Genomic DNA, 23,500 nt, shown 5'->3' on the forward strand with positions numbered 1-23,500 from the left:
CCTTCAATTTGAACGAATAAAAAGACTGTTAAATATGTCTATGCTTTTGACCGATAAATCCATCTTATGGGATAGCATTATATATAATTTTATTTTCAGTTCAGATCTTACTTCGTTGTTATGGTTTTTTGGGTAAGACTGCTAATGTTAGTAAAATTTGTTAGGTTTTGTTTGTGCAGGGGAGATTAATAGTTATTTAATCTCCTTTGTTTTGTTAAGCCAAAGTGATTAAGACAATTTAATAAATATGTGATTTATATGAAAAGCGAGAATTTTAAAATTAAAAAGAGCAGTTCCCTAAAATTGGCTGTCATAGCTTTTATGCTATTGTTTTTTGGTCCAGTAAAAGGATATTGCCAAAATGAAGAAAAGACAAAAAGTGCTTTTGGAGTTATTGAAAGACTTGTGGGAAGTCGTGCCAACGAATTTCAGTTAAGTCTTGATGAAAACAAAAAAAGTAACTCGGAATGGTTTAAAATTGAGACAGAGAATAATTTGGTCAAGATAAAAGGTTCGACTAATACCGCAATCTGTTATGCCGCATACAATTTCTTAAAAGACATAGGAGCAGTTTTGATTAGTTGGGAGGGAAACAGAATTGATTTGCCTAAAGCATGGCCGAAATATTCAAAAAAAGGAGAAACGCCTTTTCAGTACAGAGAATATCTGAATGCCTGTACTTTTGGCTATACAACTCCGTGGTGGGACTGGAAACGTTGGGAACAGGAAATTGATTGGATGGCATTGCACGGAATCAATCTGCCGACGGCAATGGAAGGTCAAGAAGCGGTTTGGGAGGAATTATGGAAAGAATATGGCTTAACCAGCTCGCAGTTAGAATCTCATTTTGCAGGACCAGCTTATCTTCCTTGGCAGCGTATGGGCAATATTAATAGTTTGGAAGGTCCATTGCCACAAGAATGGTTTGTTAAAAAAGAAGCACTTCAGAAGAAAATCTTAGAAAGAATGAAAGCGTTGGACATGCATCCTGTCGTACCGGCTTTTAGCGGTTATGTGCCAAAGGCTTTCGCCGAAAAGCATCCCGAAGCTAAAATTACAGAACTTAAATCATGGTCAGGCGGTGGATTTGCCAGTACTTTTCTATTAGATTCCAAAGATCCATTATTCAAACAAATTGGAAAGCGTTTTATTGAAATTTATACCAAAATGTACGGAAAGTCTAATTTTTATTTAGCCGATTCCTTCAATGAAATCGAGCCTCCTGTTTCTGAGCACAATAAATATGAAGAACTTTCCAATTATGGAAGCGCTGTTTATGAAACTATAGATGAAGCCGCTCCTGGTGCTGTTTGGGTTATGCAGGGATGGCTTTTTGGTGATAACAAAGAATTTTGGACTAAGGAAGCAACGAAGGCATTTTTAAGCAAAGTTCCAAATGAGAAAGTGATGGTTCAAGATTACGCCAACGATAGATATAAGGTGTGGGAAAATCAGGAAGCTTTTTATGGCAAACAATGGACATACGGGTATGTACATAATTACGGAGGATCAAACCCAGTTTATGGAGATTTGAATTTTTATAAAGATGAATTGGCAAGCTTGCTTAAAAATCCAAATAGAGGAAATATTGTAGGCTACGGAGCAATGCCTGAAGGATTAAACAATAATTCGATAGTTTACGAATATATATATGATCTGCCATGGACTAAAGCAGAACAGCCTTTAAATGATTGGATGGCTAAATATTTAAATGCAAGGTATGGACAGACTTCAGAATCTGTTTTTCACGCTTGGGATTTATTGCTCAAATCGGTTTATAATGTTAAATATTGGGAAACACGTTGGTGGAACGACTGGGCTGGAGCATATCTATTATTCAAACGTCCTACACTGAAAATTACGGAGTTTAAAGGAAATCCGGGAGATAAAATCAAATTAAAAGAGGCTTTGGATATTTTGAAAAAAGAAGCTAAAAAGTACAATAAGAAGAATCTTATTCAATACGATTTAATAGATGTTTCGAGACATTATAATTCACTTTCTATTGACGAAGAATTGATTGAATGCGTAAAAGCGTATCAGGAGAAAAACATTGCAAAAGGAGATCAATTGTTTAAACAGATCGAAAAACAAGTTTTAGAAACAGATAAGATGATGTCTGGACAGCCTTTAAATAATTTAAATCAATGGGTGAAATCGGCCTCAGATTATGGAAGTTCACCAGAAGTTTCTTCATTGTATGTTAAAAATGCCAAAACATTAATTACCCTATGGGGTGGAGAAGGCCATTTGAATGACTATGCTTCAAGGTCATGGAAAGGAATGTACAAAGGATTTTACTGGCCAAGATGGAAAATGTTTTTGGAGGCTCTAAAAAAAGCAGCCGTTACTAATACTTCTTTTGATGAAAATAAAGAAAGAGAATCAATTAAAAATTGGGAAATTAATTGGACAGAAAGCAAATAAATTTATTCTTATGTGATAATAACTTCGTATATAAACATATTTTAACCCAATATTAATAACATAACATAAAGCCACACCATCAGTATGCAGAAGAAAAATTTCCGAAATCGATTTATTAGTCAGTTTTTCATTATATAATTGTATAAAAAAAACGTCGCTAAGCCTTACTATCATTGACTTTATAGAAATTATCCATGTTTATGAATAACTTGTCCATTTGTTAACATTTCTTTAGCACTAATTTCGTCAATACTTTAACTAAAATAACCAACATTTACAATGGAAAAACTTAAACTATTATTATTAGCCTTTTTCTTTGGCTTCTCAATTAATACTTGGGCACAAAAAACAGAAGTGTCCGGTGTTGTATTGGATGACAAAGGTATTCCTATGCCAGCAGTTAATGTACTTGAGAAAGGTACAACTAATACTGTTACAACAGATTTTGACGGAAAATTTAAATTTACGACTTCAAACAAAAATGCAATACTTGTGTTTTCATTTATGGGTTTTGAAGATCAAGCCGTAAAATTAGACGGAACGAAAACCAACTATTCGATTAAAATGATGTCTACCACAACCAACTTAGAGCAAGTTGTTGTTGTAGGTTACGGTAAAGGATCTCGTAAAAACTTAACCACTGCAGTTTCATCTGTTAAGGCTGAAGATTTGAACAGAGGAGCAATCAGCGACGTTGGACAGCTTTTGCAAGGAAAAGTTTCTGGTTTGAATATTTCTTCAAGCGGCGATCCAACAAAAACGGCTTCTGTGGTTTTGCGTGGAGCTTCAACATTAAATAGTTCTCAAGGGCCATTTTATGTAATTGACGGTATTCCTGGTGTAGACATTTCTGTGATTTCTCCAGATGATATTGCTACTATTGACGTTTTAAAAGATGCTGCTGCAACGGCAATTTATGGTAACCGTGCTGCAAATGGGGTTATTATGGTAACAACAAAAAAAGGAAGCAAGGGTAGAACGCAAGTGGCATACAATGGATATGTTGGATGGGAAGAAGTTTCAAACAATCTGGATATGATGAATGCAGATCAGTTGAGAGATTTTACAACAAAAAACAATCTAAACTTTACTCCAGAAAATGACAAAGGTGCCAACACAAACTGGCAAAAAGAAATTTTAAGACCTGGACGTGCCAAATCAAGCAGCCATAATCTTTCTATGAGTGGTGGAGGAGATCACGGAAGCTATACTGCAAGCATCACTTCGATTAATAAGGAAGGAGTTATGTTAAAAAGTGATTTCTCTCGTATAATTGCTCGTTTGTCTGTTGAACAATATGCTTTTGATGATAAAGTTAAATTTGGCTTGAACGTTACTAATTCAAATACGAAATATCAAAATGTACCGCAACGTAATACGGTACTTTTGCAAGCAGCAAGTTATCTTCCTGTGTCTCCAGTAAGAAATCCTGATGGAAGTTTATTTGAAAATTTTGTGAGCCCAGGATATTTTAACCCTGTAGCCTTAATTGAACACGGTACTGACGAAACTAGAACAGATAACCTTGTAGGGAATCTTACTGCAGAAGTAAAACTTCCTTTTGGAATTACGTATAATTTGAATTTAGCACATCAGAGATTAACGGCTTCACACGGAGAGTTTTATGACAGTTATTATTCTCAATACAATAGTGCGAACTTTTATAACAACCCAGATCCACCTTTGACAAAAACATTAGTTAACTTTGGTGTAAATGGTTCTGCATTGAGAAATTCTTATGAAACTAGAAATAATATTATAGAGAGTTTCTTCACATGGGATAAAACATTTGGAGATCATAAAATAAAAGCTGTTTTGGGGTACTCATGGCAGGAAAATACTTTAGGAGATGGTTTTCAGGCTACAACGACAAACTTTCCTGTAGACAATGTTGGATACAATAACTTAGCTTTAAGTAATTACACTTCAGTTAATGGTTATGTAGTAAATTTTGGTGATAGCAAAGCCTATCAAAAAACACGTTTAATCTCATACTTCGGACGTTTAAACTATAATTATAAAGACAAATATCTTTTGCAAGGATCTCTAAGAAGAGACGGTGGATCTATGTTTGGTGCAAATAACCAATGGGGATATTTTCCATCTGTAGGAGGTGCATGGAGATTGGACAAAGAAAGTTTTATGCAGAACCAGAATATTTTTAGCGATTTGAAACTGCGTGCAAGCTGGGGGGTAACAGGAAATTCTTCTGGGTTTAATGCTTATACGGCTCAATTTATATCTGGAAGTTTAGGAACTTTTTATTACAACGGACAACAGATTGGGGCTTATGGACCTAACCAGGCTGCAAATCCTGATTTGAAATGGGAAAAAACAGCGACAGCAAATATTGGACTTGATTTCTCTATTGCGAAAGGAAAAGTAACAGGTTCTGTTGATGTTTACGACAAGAAGACAACAGATATGATCTTCAACTATAATGTTAATCCAGTATTGGTGCCAGTAGGAACAATTGTAGCAAACGGAGGTACAATGTCTAACAAAGGTATTGAGCTTAGCTTAAGCACAACTCCAGTTAAAACAGCAAATTTCAGCTGGAATTCTAGCCTTAACTTGGCTCATAACAAAAATGAGATCGTGAAATTAACTAGTCCGTTTTTTGTTGGAGGTGACTCTATCCGTCGTGTACAGCCAGACGGAGGCGGACAGACAGGAAGTACTTTGCAAATTTTTAAAGAAGGAAAACCTCTTGGACAGTTTTTTACCTTGAAATATGCAGGAAAAAATGCAGCTGGGGTTTCTCAGTATTATGACAAAAATGGTGATTTGACTACTACACCGCAAATTGGGGTAGATTACCATTATGCAGGAAGTGCACAGCCAAAATTATTGATGGGATGGGCAAATAATTTTCAATACAAAAAATTTGATTTAAGTATTTTCTTCAGAGGAGTTTTCGGGAATAAAATTTTCAACGCAACTCGTGCCGATTTGTTTAGACCAAGTACGGCAATGACCAATAATATTTTGGTTGATGCAGGAAATGAATCTCCAAATGATTTAAACTCATTTAAATATTCAGATCGTTTTATCGAAGACGGAAGCTATATAAGATTGGACAACATGACATTAGGATATAATTTTGGTAAAGTAGGCAAGTTCATAAGCAGTCTTCGCCTTTATCACACCGTAAACAACGTATTTGTGATCACTAAATATACTGGAATTGATCCTGAGGTAGAACAAGGAGGAACAGCTCCTGGTGTAGATTCAAATAACTTCTATCCAAAAACAAGAACGTATTTGTTCGGTTTAAATGTGACCTTCTAAAAATTAAATGCTAAAAATTATGAAAAAGATATTAAAATATTTAGGACTCCCAGTACTTATGGCTGGTTTAGTATGGTCTTGCAGTGACCTAGATGTGCCTATTACAACACAATTGACACCTGATGTATTTCCTCAAAATTCAACACAATATGTTCAGGCCACGGGTCCAGTTTATGTAGCTTTCAGAGGAGAATTTTCTTTTGCTTGGTGGTGGGCTCAATCTTTAAGTACAGATGAATCTATTTTGCCTGCAAGAGGAGGAAACTGGTTCGATAACCGAAATTATATTGCCATGCATTACCATGACTGGAATGCTGACAATGGTATAATTGGAAGTCTTTGGGATTGGACATCTAAAGTGATTGGAACATGCAATCAGACGATTTCAATTTTAAGACAGACAATGCCAGAAGGAACAGAGAAAAAGACTCTGATTTCAGAGATCAAAACAATGCGTGCTATTTCTTATTTCATGTTAATGGATAGTTATGGAGATGTGCCTTTGGATACCTTGTATGGAGATTTTACTGCTCATGCTAAAACACCAAGAAAAGAAGTTTTTAATTTTATTGAAAAGGAATTAAAAAGTGCCGTTCCTAATTTGAATCCTGCATCTGGGGTTAGCACTTATGGACGACCAAACAAACAGACTGCCAATGCAATGCTAGCCAAATTATATCTGAATGCTGAGATATATTCAGGAACCTCACGTTATACAGATTGTATTGCAGCTTGCGATGAGGTAATTAATTCAGGATTATATGCTGTTGAGCCAAGAGCAACTTACCTGCAGATGTTTTACCCAACCAATGGGCCGCAAATGAAAGAGTTTATTTTTGCAGTTCCTTATGATCCAGCAGCAGTTACAGTTGGCTACAACGGACAAATGTATCACGCACGTTATGATGTGCCACGTTCTGAGAGAGCTAAATTTGGTCTTTCTTTTACGCCAAGTGCGCCTAGAAGTACGCTTCCTGAATTTTATGCTTATTTTAATGATCCTAACGATATTCGTAACAAACAGTGGTTGACTGGTCTTCAGTACATGAATGATGGCGTGACTCCAGTTATGGTTACAACAACTAAAAAAGGATATGACCAGTTTTACACAGGATCTGATGGAGGTGCGTCATATACTTATCAAGTAAATTTAACGCCAAATATTATACCTCGTCAGAGTGAAGCTTTATTTGATCTTGGAAACGATGAAATTGCTTGGAACATGGGGTATAGAAATATTAAATTTTACCCAGATGCTACTTCAACAAATCGTAACCAAAAGAATGATGTTCCTTTCTTACGCTATTCAGATGTGCTTTTAATGAAAGCAGAATCAATCCTTCGCGGAGGCGCTGTAACTTTAGGTCAAAGCGCAGATGCGTTGGTAAACATGGTTCGTTCTAACCGTACAACATCTGCACCTGTAAGCGGTGTTACTTTAGAAGAGCTTTACAAAGAAAGAAGCCGTGAGTTTGCTTGGGAGGCATGGCATAGAAACGATATGATTCGTTTTGGAAAATATGAAGGATCATGGGGCTATAAAACTAATACAGATGTTTATCGTCGTGTATTCCCGATTCCAACCAATGCTATGGTTTTAAATCCAGCTTTAATTCAAAATGACGGATATTAAAAATAAGGGTTTTAAATAGGTACGCATTGTGTAACCCGATTTAATTTTGAAAGGAGAAGAGCGTAAAATTCTTCTCCTTTTTACTAAAAGTAACATTGGTTTTTGCTACTTATAATAACCAATTCATTTTTGTTTCATTTTTAGAATGCTTGCAAAGCCTAATCAAATGTGTTTTTTGAAGATAAATGAGAGATTAAGCTTTGTAACATTCTTTTAATTTTTAGAAAAATCATTATCAGCCCAATTTGTCCCATCAATACACAGCATAAATGGAACTAAGTAAAATCTATAAAATAGGACATATTGCCATAAGTTTGACTTTAGTTTTTTTATTGTCATGCAACGCTCAGAAAGCCATTTCCTTGCAAAAGAAACAAGTATCAGATATGGTTTATCCGTTGTTGGACACCGAAAATTCAAGATGGTTTTACTTTTCATCAGCAAGCCGCCCTTTTGGTATGGTTAATTTAAGTCCCGATACTGAAATTAAAGGCGATTGGGGAGGCGGATATAAATACACTACAGATACAGTTAAAGGTTTCAGCCACATTCACGAATGGCAGATGTCTGGTGTATCTATAATGCCAGTTACGATTTCTGATGCCAACAAATCAACTATTTTTAAAGACTTTTATTCCAAATTTAGCCATCAGACCGAAATCATAACACCAGGATATCATTCGTTAAAACTAGACAGATATCAGATAGCGGCAGAATTGACCAGCACACCAAGAGTCGGATTTCATCAATATACTTTTCCTAAAAAAGCACAGAAAGCAGTTCTTTTTAATCTGAACACTGTTTTAGGGCCTTGTGAAAACACTAACGGGAAATTAGAAAAAGACAATGATTATGAACTTTCTGGATCATTAGTTTTGAGCACTAATTTCAGGCGTCCAAAACCATTGACCGTATTTTTTAAAGTCAAAACAAATCAACCAATTACTTCTGTAGAAAGAGATAATACGACAGGAAATTGTTTAATCCATTTTGGTGGAGCCAAAGATAAAATACTGATAAAAGTTGGCATTTCGTATACCTCTATAGAAAATGCCTTTATGAATATTGAAACTGAATTGCCTTATTGGAATTTTAACCAAACAGTTGCGGATTCAAGAAAAGAATGGAGTGCTTTATTAGGAAGAATAAAAATAGAAGGAGGCACTGAGAGCGATCAAAGAAGATTTTATACTGATTTATGGCATGCCTTACAAGGAAGAAAAATGATCAGCGATGCAAATGGAGCCTATCCCGATAATACAGGAAACAAATTCAGGGTAGGACAATTGCCTTTGAGCGCTAATGGAAAACCGAAATTCAACCATTATAATTCTGATGCTTTTTGGGGCGCACAATGGACGATTAGCAACCTCTGGGGATTGGTTTATCCTGAGATTATGGAAGAATTTGTGCATTCGCTAATGCAGTATTACAAAGATGGCGGTATCATTCCTCGCGGTCCTGCTGGCGGAAATGATACGTATGTAATGACAGGAGCTTCGACAACTCCATTTATAGTCAGCGCAATCCAAAAAGGAATTGTAAAAGAAAATTTAGAAGAGATTTATATAGCACTCAAAAAAAATCATATGCCGGGCGGTATTATGGAAAAAGCAGGATATGAGCACAATACCAATATTGGAGGCGGACTAAAATATTATTTGCAAAAAGGATATGTGCCGTACCCGCTTCCCGATGGCAATTTCGGAAGCCATCAAGACGGAGCAAGCCAGACTTTAGAATATGCCTATCAGGATTGGACTTTGGCGCAGCTGGCTAAAAAACTGAATCATGAAGAGGATTACCAATACTTTATGAAAAGATCTGAAAACTACAAAAACATATTTGATTCGTCAATCGGTTGGATGCGTCCGAGAAATGCGCAAGGAGAATGGCGCGAAAATTATGATCCTTATCAGTATGAAAACGGATTTATTGAATCTAACGGAGCACAGTCAACTTGGTTTGTTCCTCATGATATTGAAGGTTTAGCATCATTAATGGGCGGAAAAGAAAAAGCAACAGAAAAATTGAATATTCAATTTGAAACAGCTAAAAAACAAAATTATACCTCAGGAACTTCACATGACGCAGAATTGCATCCAGAATTCAGCAGGATTCCTGTAAATTTCGGAAATCAGCCATCAATCCAAACTTCCAATATATTTACTCTTTTAGGAAGAGCCGATTTAACGCAGTTCTGGACTAGAAACGTAGTGAAAACCACTTTCAGCGGATTATCTCCTGCAACTGGCTATAACGGAGATGAAGACCAAGGTCTAATGGGAAGTTTAAACGTTTTGCTTAAAATAGGCTTGTTTCAAATGAACGGGGGAACAGACAAGGATGCAGTTTACCAAACAGGAAGTCCAATTTTCAACAAAATTACGATAGATTTGAATCCAGCATATTATTCAGGAAAGACATTTGTAATTAGAGCCCAGAATAATAGCTCAGAAAATGTATATATAAAAAATATCAGATACAATAATAAAACAGTAGAAGACTTTACGCTTTCGCATCAACAGATTACAAATGGAGGTGAGTTAATCTTAGAAATGTCAGATCAGCCAAAATCTTAATACTAAAGAAATAATTAGGGAATGAAAAATACAAAGTCGCTCATTTTTTTAGCAGCAAGTTTTCTTCTTGCCATAAATAGCAGTGCTCAGCAGAATGTACATCAATATGTTGATCCAATGATAGGTTCAGAAGGCGTGGGAAGAGTTTTTATCGGGCCTTCTTGTCCTTATGGAATGGTAAAACCAAGTCCAGATTGTACTTCTAGTCCAAACAGCGGTTGGCTTCCAGAACCAAAAGAAGTGACAGGATTCAGTCAAGTGCATGTGAGTGGAACGGGTGGAGGACCAAAGTACGGCAACATCCTGATTATGCCTTTTTCTGGTGCTTTGGATAAAATGGATCAGACTTCTTTTAGAGCTGAAGAAAATGTAAAATTGGGTTACTACGAAACTGTTTTTAAAGCAAATAACATTAAAACTGAAATTACGACTGGAGAGAAAGTTTCATTTTATAGAATTACCTATCCTAAAAACAGTTCAAAAGAATTAAAGATAGACCCAGGATTTTTTTTGGGAGAAGAAAAAATTCCTGATGCTAGAGAAGCCCAGCAGTTTGTTGGCTCACAAATTGAAATAGTTTCAGATACAGAAGTGAGAGGCTATAGCAGAATTAGAGGCGGATGGAATAATGGAAGAGCTTACACGGTTTATTTCTGTGCCGTTTTCGATCAGCCAATAGCGAAATATGTGACTTTCAAAGACGGAAAATTCTATAATAATCAGAAAACCCAATTTGACTCAGGAAAGAAAACAGCCGCATTATTGTCTTTCGGAAATGGAGGAAAAGAAGAGCTGAACGTCAAAATCGGAATTTCGTTTTTGAGCGAATTAAAAGCGAAGAATAATATAGATGCTGAAATTCCGCATTGGGATTTTAATGTAGTATTGGGCGCACTGCAAAATAAATGGGAGAATTTATTAAGCCGTATTCAGCTTTCAAAAGACACTTCAGACGAATATAAAAAAATGTTTTATACAGGTTTGTATCACACTATGATTATGCCTGTGGACAGAACAGGAGAGAATCCTTTATGGACAAATGATGAGCCATATTACGATGATTTTTATACGATTTGGGACACATTTAGAACTTCAAGTCCGTTAATCGCGCTGATTGACAGCAAACGAAAGGTAGATATCATCAACGCGATGCTTAATATTTACAAACGTGAAGGATATATGCCAGAAGGAAGAAGCGGAAATGATAATGGAAGAACTCAAGGCGGATCAAATGCTGAGGTGGTTATCGCTGATGCTTTTGTGAAAAACTTAAAAGGAATTGACTACGAATTGGCTTTACAAGCCATGATTAAGGACGCTACGGTGCCTCCGGGAGGAAATGAAGAAAGAGAAGGACGCGGCGGACTTTTGGATTACCTTAAATTAGGTTACGTTCCTTATGGCACTGACCGCGCAGGAAACCGAACAATCGATTATTCGTACAACGATTATAATATTGCCACAGTGGCTAAAGGTTTAGGCAAAACAGAATTGTATAATCAATACATGAAACAAGCTGAAAACTGGCAGAATTTATGGCGTGCCGATTACGAAAATAACGGAGCAAAAGGATTTATCATGCCAAAAGACAAAGACGGAAATTGGCTGGATGATGTCGTTTTTGGAGAATCCAAAATCCAGAAACCTACTTTTAAGTATACGCCTGTTATTATCGAATCTCCTTGGTATGTATGCCATTGGTGCGTGTTTTTCTACGAAGGAACTTCTTGGGAATATTCATTTAGCATTCCGCATGATGTTCCAGAACTGATTAAAAAATCGGGAGGAGAGAAAGCATTTGAAAACCGTCTGGATATTTTCTTTGATCAAAATTTATATAATGTGGCCAATGAACCTTCATTTTTAACGCCTTGTTTGTACCATTGGATCGGAAAACCTTATTTGAGCAGTGACAGGATTAGAAGCATTATAAAGAATAATTTTAATACTTCGAGAGAAGGTTTGCCAGGAAATGATGATTCTGGCGCTATGTCTTCTTGGCTGGCTTTCCACATGATGGGACTATACCCAAATGCTGGACAGCCTTATTATCTGATCAATACGCCTTTGATTAAAGAAACAGTAATACAGTTGGAAAATGGTAAAAAGTTTACCATCTCAGCTAAAAAAATGACGGATAAAAACAGATACATAAAAAGTGCTCTACTAAATGGAAAACCATACAACAAAGCATGGATTACGCATGATGATATTAATAACGGTGGTGAATTGGTTTTAGAAATGGATTCAAAACCATCAGCTTGGGGAACGACAATTTTACCGCCAAATAAATAAAAAATGATAAACAGGATGAAAAATATATTTTTAATGCTTCTTTTCTGCATCGTTTATCAGAAAGGAATATCTCAAAATTACATTCCAACATTAAAAAATAATACGCAACTGCATTATGTCTGCAAACTGCACGGACAAACGAGAACTTTACAGCTCATAGCAGAAACAGCAACTGATAAATTAGCTTTTAAATTAGAAACCAGAGGCGTGAAAAGTAAAATAGTAATGCTTCCCGAAGCCGTAAAAAACGGAACCGAATTAAGTTTTAATCAAGGAGAATATGAGCCAGTTTTAAACTTAAAACCAACAGAAACGTTTTTTATGATTTCGCAGTCGGCTTATCAAGATTTAGTCAAAAAAGGTTCCTTTGTTTATAATAATACAACATATGTTCTAGATAAAAAAAATGCAGAAAGTGTTCAAATTGAAGGCAAACCAGTTGATGCTCTGCATGTAAAAGCGAAGATTGATGAAACTGAAATGTGGATTGTAAAAAATCCAGATTTCCCCTTAATCTGTAAAATCACAAATAATCCATTAGGAATCAACCCAACGTTGGTAAAGGTCGTGGATTAATAGAATAATTTCACCCAAAGGGTTAAAGTTTCTGAGTTATAATAATAAACCATGGCATTTAAAAATTTCTGTTGGGTATTGATTTTTGCAGTTCTAATTTCTTGTAAAACAGAACAGCATTCGCACGATCAAAAAATAAAGATTGGTTTTATAGCCGATGCACATTTACAGGATATTTTTGCCAAATTTGAAGACAGCAATTATCAAGGCATTCAAAACCCTGTAACGGGCGAATACGCCAATATTAGGACCATGAATGCGCAACTGCATTCAACTCGAATTTTTAATGAAAACTACTTTGCTTTTTTAGCAGCGCTAAATGACATCGTAAAAAGGGGCATTAAACAGGTTGTGCTTCCAGGTGATTTTAGTGATGACGGACAGCCCGTTCATGTTCGCGGATTACGAAAAATACTCAACGAATATTCTCAGAAATACGGCATTTCGTTTTATGTAACCACAGGAAATCACGATGTTGTAAGACCTTTTTCGCAAGATGCTGTTAAAACTGATTTTTTAGGAAAAGATGGAAAAGAACAGATTATTAGCAGTTCTGAAAACAATTTTAAGGCAAGTAAAAGCGAACTAGTTCCAATTATAACTGCCGATATAAAAAATTGGGGTTATAAAGAAACGATTGAAGAAATGCGTGATTTTGGTTTCTTTCCTAAAAAGACCGATTTGTATTGGGAAACACCTTTTTCAAACTACACTTACCAAGAATATAATTTTGAAGAAGCCCAAAAAGAATCCGCTTTAGAAAAAAGAACGTATAAAATTAAAGACACCAATTTGTTTCTGCCAGATGCAAGTTATTTCGTCGAACCCATACAAGGAATCTGGCTTTTAGCTATAGATGCCAATGCGTATGTTCCGAATGAAAAATTATCAGGAAAACCAAATGATCCTCATGACTTTTCTGGAGCCAATACAGGGTACAATAATGTTCTGATTTATAAAAGCCATTTGCTAAAATGGGTAAAAAAAGTGGCAGAGCAAGCAAAAGCAAAAGGAAAAATACTAATTGCTTTTAGCCATTACCCAATGGTGGAATTTAATAATAATGCTTCAGCTGAATTGAAACAGCTTTTCGGTGCCAATAAAATGCAATTGCAGCGTGTTCCCAATGAAGATGTCGCACAGCAATTTGCAGATGCGGGAATTCAGGTTCATTTTGGCGGACACATGCACATAAACGATACAGGCGTTAGAACGACAGCAAAAGGAAACACGCTGTTTAATATTCAAACTCCATCGCTTGCCGCTTATATGCCAGCTTATAAAATTTTGACCATTGATTCAGATTCTGAACTCGAAGTTGAAACTGTTGTAATTGGAAAAGTACATAAATTCAATAGTCTTATTCCTTTTTATGAAGAGGAATATGCTCATTTAAAAGAAATAAAAAGTAAAGACGTTTGGGATAAAGAAATTCTAAAGGCAAAAGATTATGAAGAATTTACCAATTGGCATTTAAAAGAGTTGGTTCGTCTAAGGTTTTTGCCTGAAGATTTTCCTGCAGAATTTCTAAAATCTATTGTAAATCTATCAGGAAGAGATTTATTAGAAAAGAACAAAAATAGGGAAGAAGTTGCTAAAGATTTGAAAGAGAATTCTCTGACCCTTTCCGATTTTGAATCATGGAATGGTTTTGATATGATTTTCGATTTTTACCGTTTAAAAAGTGCTGACGAATTAGCATTTTCAAAAATTGGAAAAGAAAGATTAAAACAATATGAAGTCATATGCAGACAGTTAAAAAAAGCAGATGACCCCAAACTGATTTTATGGGCAGAAATATTTCATAAAACCATGAATGGAGAGCCTTCCGATCATTTTAAGATTGATTTGAAAAATGGTAAAATTCATAACTTATCTGTTAAATAATTTTAATATTTATTAAATCAAAAAGATTAAATTGCATTTATAATTTATTTTCATGAGATTAAAATTCCTTATAGTATTCTTATTATCTGCCAGTTTTTATTATTCGTATTCACAGAATATAAAATTTGCGCATTATAACGACAATAACGGACTGTCTCATAATTCGGTACGCCATATTGTACAGGATAAAAAAGGTTTTATGTGGTTTGGAACATTCTCTGGATTAAACCGTTTCGACGGTTATCAGTTCAAGAATTACATGAGTTCTACTCCTGGAAAAAATAAATTGTACAATGATGATATTACAGCTTTAGAATTAGACGAAGCTTCTAATAATTTGTGGATTGGAACCCGAAAAGGATTGACGCTTTTTAAAATGGACACCCATGTCTTCACGACTTTTTTTCATAAAAAAAACGATCCAAACAGTTTGCCTGATGATGAAGTGAGATCGGTTTATGCAGATAAATACAATAGAGTTTGGGTAGGCACAAAAACCAAAGGAGTTTATTTGTTTTTTCTGAAAGAGAACCGATTCGAGAAAATCAAGCTTAAAGGTTTTGATTATGTCAAAGAGATTTTTGAAGATAAAAAAGGAAATGTTTGGGTTGGTAGTTATGAAAAATCAGGTGTTGCCAAAATTACAATGGATGCAAAAGGGGCAATTGTTAGGATAATGACCTATACGCTCTCTGTACCAAATTCAAATGTCAAAAATCCATATCTTAATTTTATTTACGAAGATGCCAAATCGGATATTTTTATAGGAACCCGAGAAGGACTATACAAATTGGATAAAGCAAGAAATCAGTTCATTAATCTTTATATTGAGAATAAACAGATTCGAGGCGCTTTAGGTCCATATTTTCTATCTGTTGCAAAAGCCCCAGACGGGAAATATTGGGTAGGAACGTTAGGAGGATTGCTGGTTTGCAATGAATTGGAAGATATCCAAAAAGGAAATTATAAATGGTATTATTCTATTTTGTCAGATGATAGTTCGCTGGTTGATAATTTAATTGCATCACTTTATTTTGATAAATCTGGGGTCTTATGGATAGGAACCGAAGACGGTCTGGACAAATATGATCCTTATGAAAATCAGTTTACTTTAAACAAAGACATATCGCGTTCTATTGGCAATCAGGCGCCTAGAATAAGGGGATTTGCCAAAACATATGATGAAAAAGTAATTGTAGCGACTTATCATAACGGACTTTTTATTTCCAATACAAAAGGCTCAGTTCCTTTGCATAATACAGGAAAAGATATTGCCAGCATTTATTCCGATGATGGAAAGATATTTTACTGCGGTCTTTGGGATGGAAATATTTTGGTGTACAATTATTTGACAAATTCTTCCAGAGAAATACATACAGGATTTGATAATTCGCCTGTTTTTGCCTTTTCTAAAATTGATGGAGAGTCTCTCATTGCGGGTTCATTTGGAGAAGGCGCTTTATTTTTAAATACGAAGACCCTACAAGTGCAGACCTCAAGCAAGCTTTTGCCAAACTTTCAAATCAATGCGATTGATAGGGATGCCAAAAATAATATATGGTTTGCTACAGAAACGGGAGTGGTAAAATACAATATCAATTCAGGGAAAATAGAAACCTATTCATCACTTTTTATCAAAGAAAAGGGAGTGCCGCATGATGAAAATGTAAGTGATGTTTTAGTGGACGTAAAAGGCAAGATATGGGCTTCAACACGTTTTGGGCTATGCTTATACAATCCGAAAAAGAACGAATTTGAGCCGATAAAACAACTGAAAGAACTTTCAGGAAAATGGATTACCGATATCCTTTCAGATGCGAAAGGAAATTTATGGCTGAACATCAATAACAACAACATTGCTTTTGTTAGAGCCGATTTGAAAGATATCAGCATTTACCACGTAAACAGCGGTAACAGGCTCGATGTTTTCAGCTCCAGTGGCTTCTTTTATTTTAATAATTCGAATATTTTTCTGGGCGGTAAAAACGGAATCATTTCCTTTTCACCACCAGCAATGCAAAGAAACAAATGGTCGCCATTGCCCGTTATTTCCGAATTTAAGATTCAGAACGAAGAAGTTTTTCCAGAAATGGAAATCAATGGAGAAATTCCGCTTTCAAAAGATCTGAATTATGGTAAAGAAATTGAGCTTAGCCATAAAAACCGAAATTTTTCGATTCAGTTTTCGACTCCTTCCTTTGCAAATGAAAAATTGAATAGATTTCAGTATATGCTCGAAGGCTTTGATAAACATTGGATTACTGCTAACAGCACTTCAAGAATAGTCCAGTATACGAATTTGTATCCTGGCAATTACACTTTTAAAATACGATCAAGCAATAGTGACGGATATTGGAGTAAAACGGTTTCTTATAAAATAAAAATCCTGCCTCCGTTCTGGCTTACGCCGACTTCATTTTTAATGTTTTTTGCGATTCTGTTTGGAGTTTTCTATTTCATTAGAAGAGAGATTAAAAACCGAATAAGGCTAAAACAAGAACTGCTTACCGAAAAAGTAAATAGAGAACATGATATAAAACTCAATAATGAAAAGCTGCGTTTCTTTACGAATATTTCGCATGAACTAAGAACGCCATTAACATTGATTTTAGGGCCTGCAAAACAACTTTTGGAGGAAAACAGCAATGCAACCGATTATGAAAAAAGCAGATATAATCTAATTTATCAAAATGCTAGCCGATTGTTGAATTTGGTAAATCAAGTTTTAGATTTTAGAAAAGCGCAATCAGGCGAATTAAAACTGAAAGTGACTAAAACAGATATTTTGGCGTATTCTAAGAATATTTTCGATTCGTTTAAAGAAATGGCCTTTAATAAAAAGATTAAACTCAATTTTATCACAGAGGATCAGCAAATAAATGGATGGCTGGATAATGACAAGTATGATAAAATACTGTATAATCTTTTATCGAATGCTTTGAAGTTTACCAATAAAAACGGAAATGTAGATTTGTATGTAAGGCTTAAAGATGCCGTTGAAGATATTTTGGTAATTGAGGTAACTGATGACGGAATCGGGATTCCGCTAAAAAGCCAGAATAAAATTTTTAAACGTTTTTATCAGGCATCGAACAGTCAGGAAAATAACACCGGATCGGGAATTGGTTTATCGCTGGTAAAATCTTTGGTATCTATTCACAAAGGAACTATTTCTGTTGAAAGCACACCAGGAAAAGGAAGTACATTTAGAGTTGAAATTCCAATAGACCGTGCTTCTTATGAAGATAAGGAAGTCTTTGAATATGCTCTCAAAAATGACAATTTAAGCATGCTTATTCCAGAAAAAGCAGCGAAGAAAATCATTCAAAATACAGATTTAAAAGAAAAAATCTTGGTTATTGAAGACAATAGTGAACTCAGAAAATATCTGGTTGATTATCTGTCTGATTATTACAAAGTTTATGATGCCGAAAATGGACAAGAAGGTTTGAAAATATGCCGACAAATTAAGCCGATCTTATGTGTTACAGATGTCATGATGCCTGTTATGGACGGATTGGAATTTTGTCGAGAACTTAAAAATGATGAATTTATAAGTCATATTCCGGTTATAATGCTGACTGCACTTTCTGAAAATATGGATAAGGTAAAGGGCTACGACACTGGAGCTGATGGTTATCTGGTAAAACCTTTTGAGCCATTGTTGTTGAAAACTGTTATTGAGAATATGATCAAATCGAGATTGGAGCTCAAACAGAAATTTTCTGGAGAAGTGGAAAGCAAAGTAAGCATGCTGACGCATTCGCCAGTAGATGAAGAATTTATGGAAAAAGTAACCAATCTGATCAATGATAATTTAAGTGAAGTAGATCTGTCTACCGATTTCTTGTGTGATAAATTGGGAGTAAGTTCGTCTAAACTCTACAGAAAAATAAAAGAGCTTACCGACTTGGCTCCAAACGAATTTATTAGAACGATCCGTTTGAAAAAATCAGCAGAATTGCTTAAAACTAAAAAATATAATGTTTCAGAAGTGACCAATCTCGTTGGTTTCAATGACCCGTTATATTTCAGCCGTTGCTTCAAAAAACAATTTGGTTTTCCGCCAAGTAAACTGATATAATTAAGTTTTTTCTTCCACGAATTCACGATTTTTTTTGCTCATATTAGATCGGATTTTTGTTCTAATTGCACTAATTTCTACAGATCGCTTATTTTCATTCCGAGGAGAACCTGAGTGATAGCGAATAGGTGAAGCAAATTTCCATAAGTAACTCCGTAAAGATTTTAACTCCATTAAAAACATAGCCCAAGGTTTCAACCTTGAGTACAAAATATATTTCCATTTGCGGTATTCTGCGCTTAAGCAATTATAAATATTCATCTAAATAATTTAGAAAAAATCCGTGTAATTTTTACTTAAAAAAGAAGTAGCATCTGTCTTCAAATAAAAATTCGTGAATTTGTGGCAAAAAACACATTGCCATAGCTTTTCGTTTGTTTAGTATGAAAAAATCCTATAATAATCAATTTTATCCATGTTTTTGATGTATTAGTCCATTTTGAAAGGAGTATGTAATTCTATTTTTGTCTTGTAACTTTTAACTATTAAGCATTATGAAAAAGCATATAGATACAGATAATCCTTTGAAAAATTTAGATGAGTGGGAAGATGATTTGCTAATGCGATATCCTGATCCTTCTGAAAAAAATGTAAAAGAAAAGCAGAAGGAAGAGTTCAGGAATTATGTCGATTCAGAAAGGGTAGAAACAGTTAAAGAGTTTTATAGAATAAACCACACGTATCAAACCTATGATTTTGTTTGCAGTAAAGAACAGGAATTTCTGCAATTCAACAAAAAAGAAATGTCAATCTGGGAGGCTGTTGATTTTTTAAACACACTTGTAGACGACAGCGATCCAGATATTGATTTAGATCAGACGCAACACCTTTTACAGACTTCAGAAGCAATTAGAGCTGATGGCCATCCTGATTGGTTTGTCTTGACGGGTTTTATTCATGATTTGGGTAAAATATTATGCTTGTTTGGAGAGCCGCAATGGGCAGTTGTAGGAGATACATTTCCTGTTGGATGTGCCTATTCGGATAAAATCGTGTACTCAGAATTTTTTAAAGAAAACCCAGATTATACAGATCCAAGATTCAATACCAAATTTGGAATCTACACAGAAAATTGTGGATTGGATAAGGTAAAGATGAGTTGGGGGCATGACGAATATTTATATCAGATTATGAAAGATTATCTGCCAGAACCAGCTTTATACATGATTCGTTATCATTCATTTTATTCTCAGCATAAAGAAAATGCTTACGAACATTTAATGAATGAAAAAGATATTGAAATGTTTGACTGGGTTAGAAAGTTCAATCCGTACGATTTGTATACAAAAGCTCCAGTTAAGCCCGATGTACAAGCATTGCTTCCTTATTATAAAGAATTAGTGGCTAAATATCTGCCTGAGAAATTGAAGTTTTAAAAAGACCAGATAGATACATAGAAACATAGTTTTTTGAGCTAAAGATGTATTATAAGAACTAGTTTTCCACACATAGCTTGATATTTTATAATAAGTCAAACGCCTTTGAAATAAAGAAAAAAACTATGTTTCTATGTGTTTAAAAAAAATAATGTCAGCTATCTAAAACCAAAACAAATGCAGAAAACCAAAACCAAAATACTTTTATTCAGCCTGCTTATACTTTGTGGTGCAGCTGTTTTGGCACAGGAAAAAGATCGCAACGATTGGGAAAATCCTCTTGTGTTTCAAATCAACAGAGAACCCGCAAGAGCAGCTTTTCTTCCTTATGCAGATGAAACTTCCGTAATCATTGATAAATATGAAAATTCGCCTTGGTATTTTTCTTTGAATGGCAAATGGAAATTTTCATGGGCTCCAACACCAGATGAGCGCCCAAAGGATTTTTATAAAACAGATTTCAGCACATTGCATTGGAAAGAACTTCAAGTGCCTTCGAATTGGGAACTAAACGGATATGGAGTTCCGATTTACACCAACATAACGTATCCTTTCGAAAAAAATCCGCCTTTTATCAATCATTGGGATAATCCTGTTGGGTCTTATAAAAAAGATTTTGTGCTACCTGAAAATTGGAAAGGCCGACATGTTTTTCTTCATTTCGAAGCAGGAACTTCAGCAATGTACATATGGGTAAATGGAGAAAAAGTGGGTTACACAGAAAATACTAAAAGCCCCGCAGAATTTGATATTTCGAAATATTTGAAACCGGGTAAAAATAATTTGGCTATTGAAGTTTACAGATGGAGTGATGGTTCATATCTGGAAGATCAAGATATGTGGAGACTTTCTGGAATTGACAGAAATGTGTATTTGTATAGTACTGACAATGTTCGCATTTCGGATTTCTTTGCAAAACCAGATTTAGATGCAAAGTATAAAAACGGAAGTTTAAATGTTGATGTGAGTTTAAAAAATCTGACTTCAAAAGCGGTAAACAATCAAAAGCTGGTTGCAAAATTGGTTGACGCCTCGGGCAAAAATGTTTTTAGCAAAGAATTCAATATCAATTTTGAAGCTTCAAAAATTCAGAATCTTAATTTTTCTCAAAGTATTTCAAGTCCGAAATTGTGGAGTAGTGAAACGCCGAATTTGTACACTTTGCTTTTGACTTTAAAAAATACAAAAGGAGAAATTGTAGAAACCGTTGGAACCCAAATCGGATTCAGAAAAGTGGAACTAAAAGGCGGACAATTATTGGTAAACGGTGTCCGATTAATGGTTCATGGCGTAAACATTCACGAACATAATCCAGAAACTGGACATTATCAGGATGAAGCCACGATGTTGAAAGACATTCAGATGATGAAACAGCTCAATATCAATTCTGTACGCTGCAGTCATTATCCGAACAATATTCTGTGGGTAAAATTATGCAACAAATACGGTTTGTTTTTGGTGGATGAAGCCAATATTGAAAGCCATGGAATGGGAGTAGAAGGACAGCCTCTAAAGTGGATGAATCCAAAAACGAATCCGGGCCATCTTCCAGAATGGAGAGAAGCACATTTAGATCGAATTTATAGCTTGGTAGAAAGAGATAAAAATATGCCATCGGTAATCATTTGGTCATTAGGCAATGAAAGTGCTAATGGACCTGTATTTCATGAAGCATATAAATGGATCAAAAAAAGAGATAATTCGCGTTTGGTTCAATTTGAACAGGCAAAAGAAAATGAGAATACAGATATCGTCTGCCCAATGTATCCAACAATTGAATACATGAAAGAATATGCTGCGAGAAAAGAAGTGAGTCGTCCGTTTATTATGTGTGAGTATTCGCATGCCATGGGGAACAGTAGCGGAAACTTTCAGGAATATTGGGACATCATTCGCGGCAGCAAAAATATGCAGGGCGGATTTATTTGGGATTGGGTAGATCAGGGATTTTATGGAATTGATGAAGCGGGTCGTAAGTATTGGACTTACGGCGGCGATATGGGAAGCCAAAACTATCTAAACGACGAAAATTTCTGCCATAACGGATTAGTTTATGCTGATAGAACACCGCATCCTGGAGCATTTGAAGTGAAGAAAGTCTATCAGAATATTTTATTCAAAGCAGTCGATATCAAAAATGGTATAATCGAAATTAATAATGATTTTGGATTCACAAACCTGAACAAGTACAACTTTAGATATGAAGTTTTAGAAAACGGTAAAGTAATCAAAGAAGGAAATTTGAATGTTGCTTTGAATCCAAAAACTAAAAAACAATTCAAACTTGATTTACCAAAATTAGAATCAAAAGAAGGAATAGAATATTTGCTAAATGTTTTTGCTTACACTAAAACCGGATCAGATTTACTGCCTCAGAATTTTGAGATTGCGAAAGAACAATTTGTAATCGAAGACGGTAAATATTTCCAAAAATCTGAAAAAACAAACAATTCGAAAGTTCAAGATGAAAAAGATCAGTTTGTTTTAACTTCTGATAATGTTACAGTTAAAATCAGCAAATCGACTGGATTAATTTCCTATTGCAGTATAAAAGGCGAAGAATATTTTAAGCAATATCCTGAACCTAACTTCTGGAGAGCGCCAACCGATAATGATTTTGGAAACAAAATGCAGATTAGAACCAATGTCTGGAGAACGGCAGGAAAAAATACATCGCTAGAAAATATTCAGCAAATTGAAGAAAACGGTAAGCAATATATTGTTGCTAAATTGAAGTTGAATGATGTTGCTTCAGACTACACTATTAAATATGCATTAGGAAATGACGATGCTTTGGAAATTCAGGCTTCTTATAAAAAAGGAAATAATCCAGTGCCAGAGCTGCCGCGTTTCGGAATGATTTTCACCTTGAAAAATACTTTGGAGAATCTGGATTATTACGGAAGAGGTCCTTTAGAAAACTATCCAGATAGGAAAACTTCTTCATTCAAAGGAATTTATAATAGTAAAGTTGCAGACCAATATGTTCCTTATACGCGCCCGCAGGAAAATGGATATAAGACCGATATACGCTGGTTTAAATTGTCAAGCAATACAGGAAATGGCTTGGAAATACAAGGTCTGCAGCCTTTATGTATGAGTACTTTGAATAATTATCCGAGCGATTTTGATGGCGGGATTTCTAAAAAGAACCTTCATTCCAGTGACATCACTCCAAGAGATGAAGTAGTTGTTTGTGTAGACTTAACCCAGCGAGGTTTAGGAGGCGACAACAGCTGGGGACAACCGCCACACGAACAATATGTATTAAGCCAAAGCGAATACAGCTACGGATTTATTATTAAACCACTTTAAATAACCTGTTGTTTAGTTCCAGTCACAGTTTTCA

Annotated in this window: 10 protein-coding genes; all 10 read left to right on the forward strand. The window is 35.1% G+C overall.

The window, feature by feature from the left end; genetic code table 11:
• The first annotated feature begins 258 nt into the window (after positions 1–258).
• The 10 genes from BLP44_RS14660 to BLP44_RS14710 all read left to right on the forward strand — a co-directional run bounded on the left by BLP44_RS14660 (position 259) and on the right by BLP44_RS14710 (position 23,466).
• Positions 259–2,427 (forward strand): alpha-N-acetylglucosaminidase, encoded by a 2,169-nt coding sequence (locus BLP44_RS14660; protein WP_091134032.1) that lies wholly within the window; start codon positions 259–261, stop codon positions 2,425–2,427.
• A gap of 279 nt (positions 2,428–2,706) precedes the next feature.
• Positions 2,707–5,718, forward strand: coding sequence for a SusC/RagA family TonB-linked outer membrane protein (locus tag BLP44_RS14665; RefSeq protein ID WP_091134034.1), 3,012 nt, complete (start codon positions 2,707–2,709; stop codon positions 5,716–5,718).
• A 19-nt stretch (positions 5,719–5,737) separates the two neighbouring features.
• Positions 5,738–7,351, forward strand: coding sequence for a RagB/SusD family nutrient uptake outer membrane protein (locus BLP44_RS14670; protein ID WP_091134444.1), 1,614 nt, complete (start codon positions 5,738–5,740; stop codon positions 7,349–7,351).
• Positions 7,352–7,620: 269 nt separating this feature from the next.
• A complete protein-coding gene (locus BLP44_RS14675) occupies positions 7,621–9,933 on the forward strand; it encodes a GH92 family glycosyl hydrolase (RefSeq protein WP_091134036.1) in 2,313 nt (770 codons plus the stop codon).
• 21 nt (positions 9,934–9,954) lie between these two features.
• A complete protein-coding gene (locus tag BLP44_RS14680) occupies positions 9,955–12,228 on the forward strand; it encodes a GH92 family glycosyl hydrolase (RefSeq protein WP_091134038.1) in 2,274 nt (757 codons plus the stop codon).
• A gap of 15 nt (positions 12,229–12,243) precedes the next feature.
• Positions 12,244–12,804: a hypothetical protein gene (locus BLP44_RS14685; protein ID WP_091134040.1), complete on the forward strand. Its 561-nt coding sequence runs from the start codon at positions 12,244–12,246 to the stop codon at positions 12,802–12,804.
• Between the two features lie 51 nt (positions 12,805–12,855).
• Entirely contained in the window at positions 12,856–14,691 is a 1,836-nt protein-coding gene (locus BLP44_RS14690; RefSeq protein WP_091134042.1) for a metallophosphoesterase family protein, read from the forward strand.
• A 52-nt stretch (positions 14,692–14,743) separates the two neighbouring features.
• Entirely contained in the window at positions 14,744–18,775 is a 4,032-nt protein-coding gene (locus BLP44_RS14695; RefSeq protein WP_091134044.1) for a hybrid sensor histidine kinase/response regulator transcription factor, read from the forward strand.
• A 494-nt stretch (positions 18,776–19,269) separates the two neighbouring features.
• The gene (locus BLP44_RS14705; RefSeq protein WP_091134048.1) at positions 19,270–20,151 is read left to right on the forward strand and encodes an inositol oxygenase family protein; all 882 of its coding nucleotides are present in this window, start codon (positions 19,270–19,272) and stop codon (positions 20,149–20,151) included.
• A 177-nt stretch (positions 20,152–20,328) separates the two neighbouring features.
• A complete protein-coding gene (locus BLP44_RS14710) occupies positions 20,329–23,466 on the forward strand; it encodes a beta-galactosidase, LacZ type (RefSeq protein WP_091134446.1) in 3,138 nt (1,045 codons plus the stop codon).
• Positions 23,467–23,500: the final 34 nt, after the last annotated feature.

Source organism: Flavobacterium anhuiense (genome assembly GCF_900101855.1).
Lineage (GTDB): Bacteria > Bacteroidota > Bacteroidia > Flavobacteriales > Flavobacteriaceae > Flavobacterium > Flavobacterium anhuiense.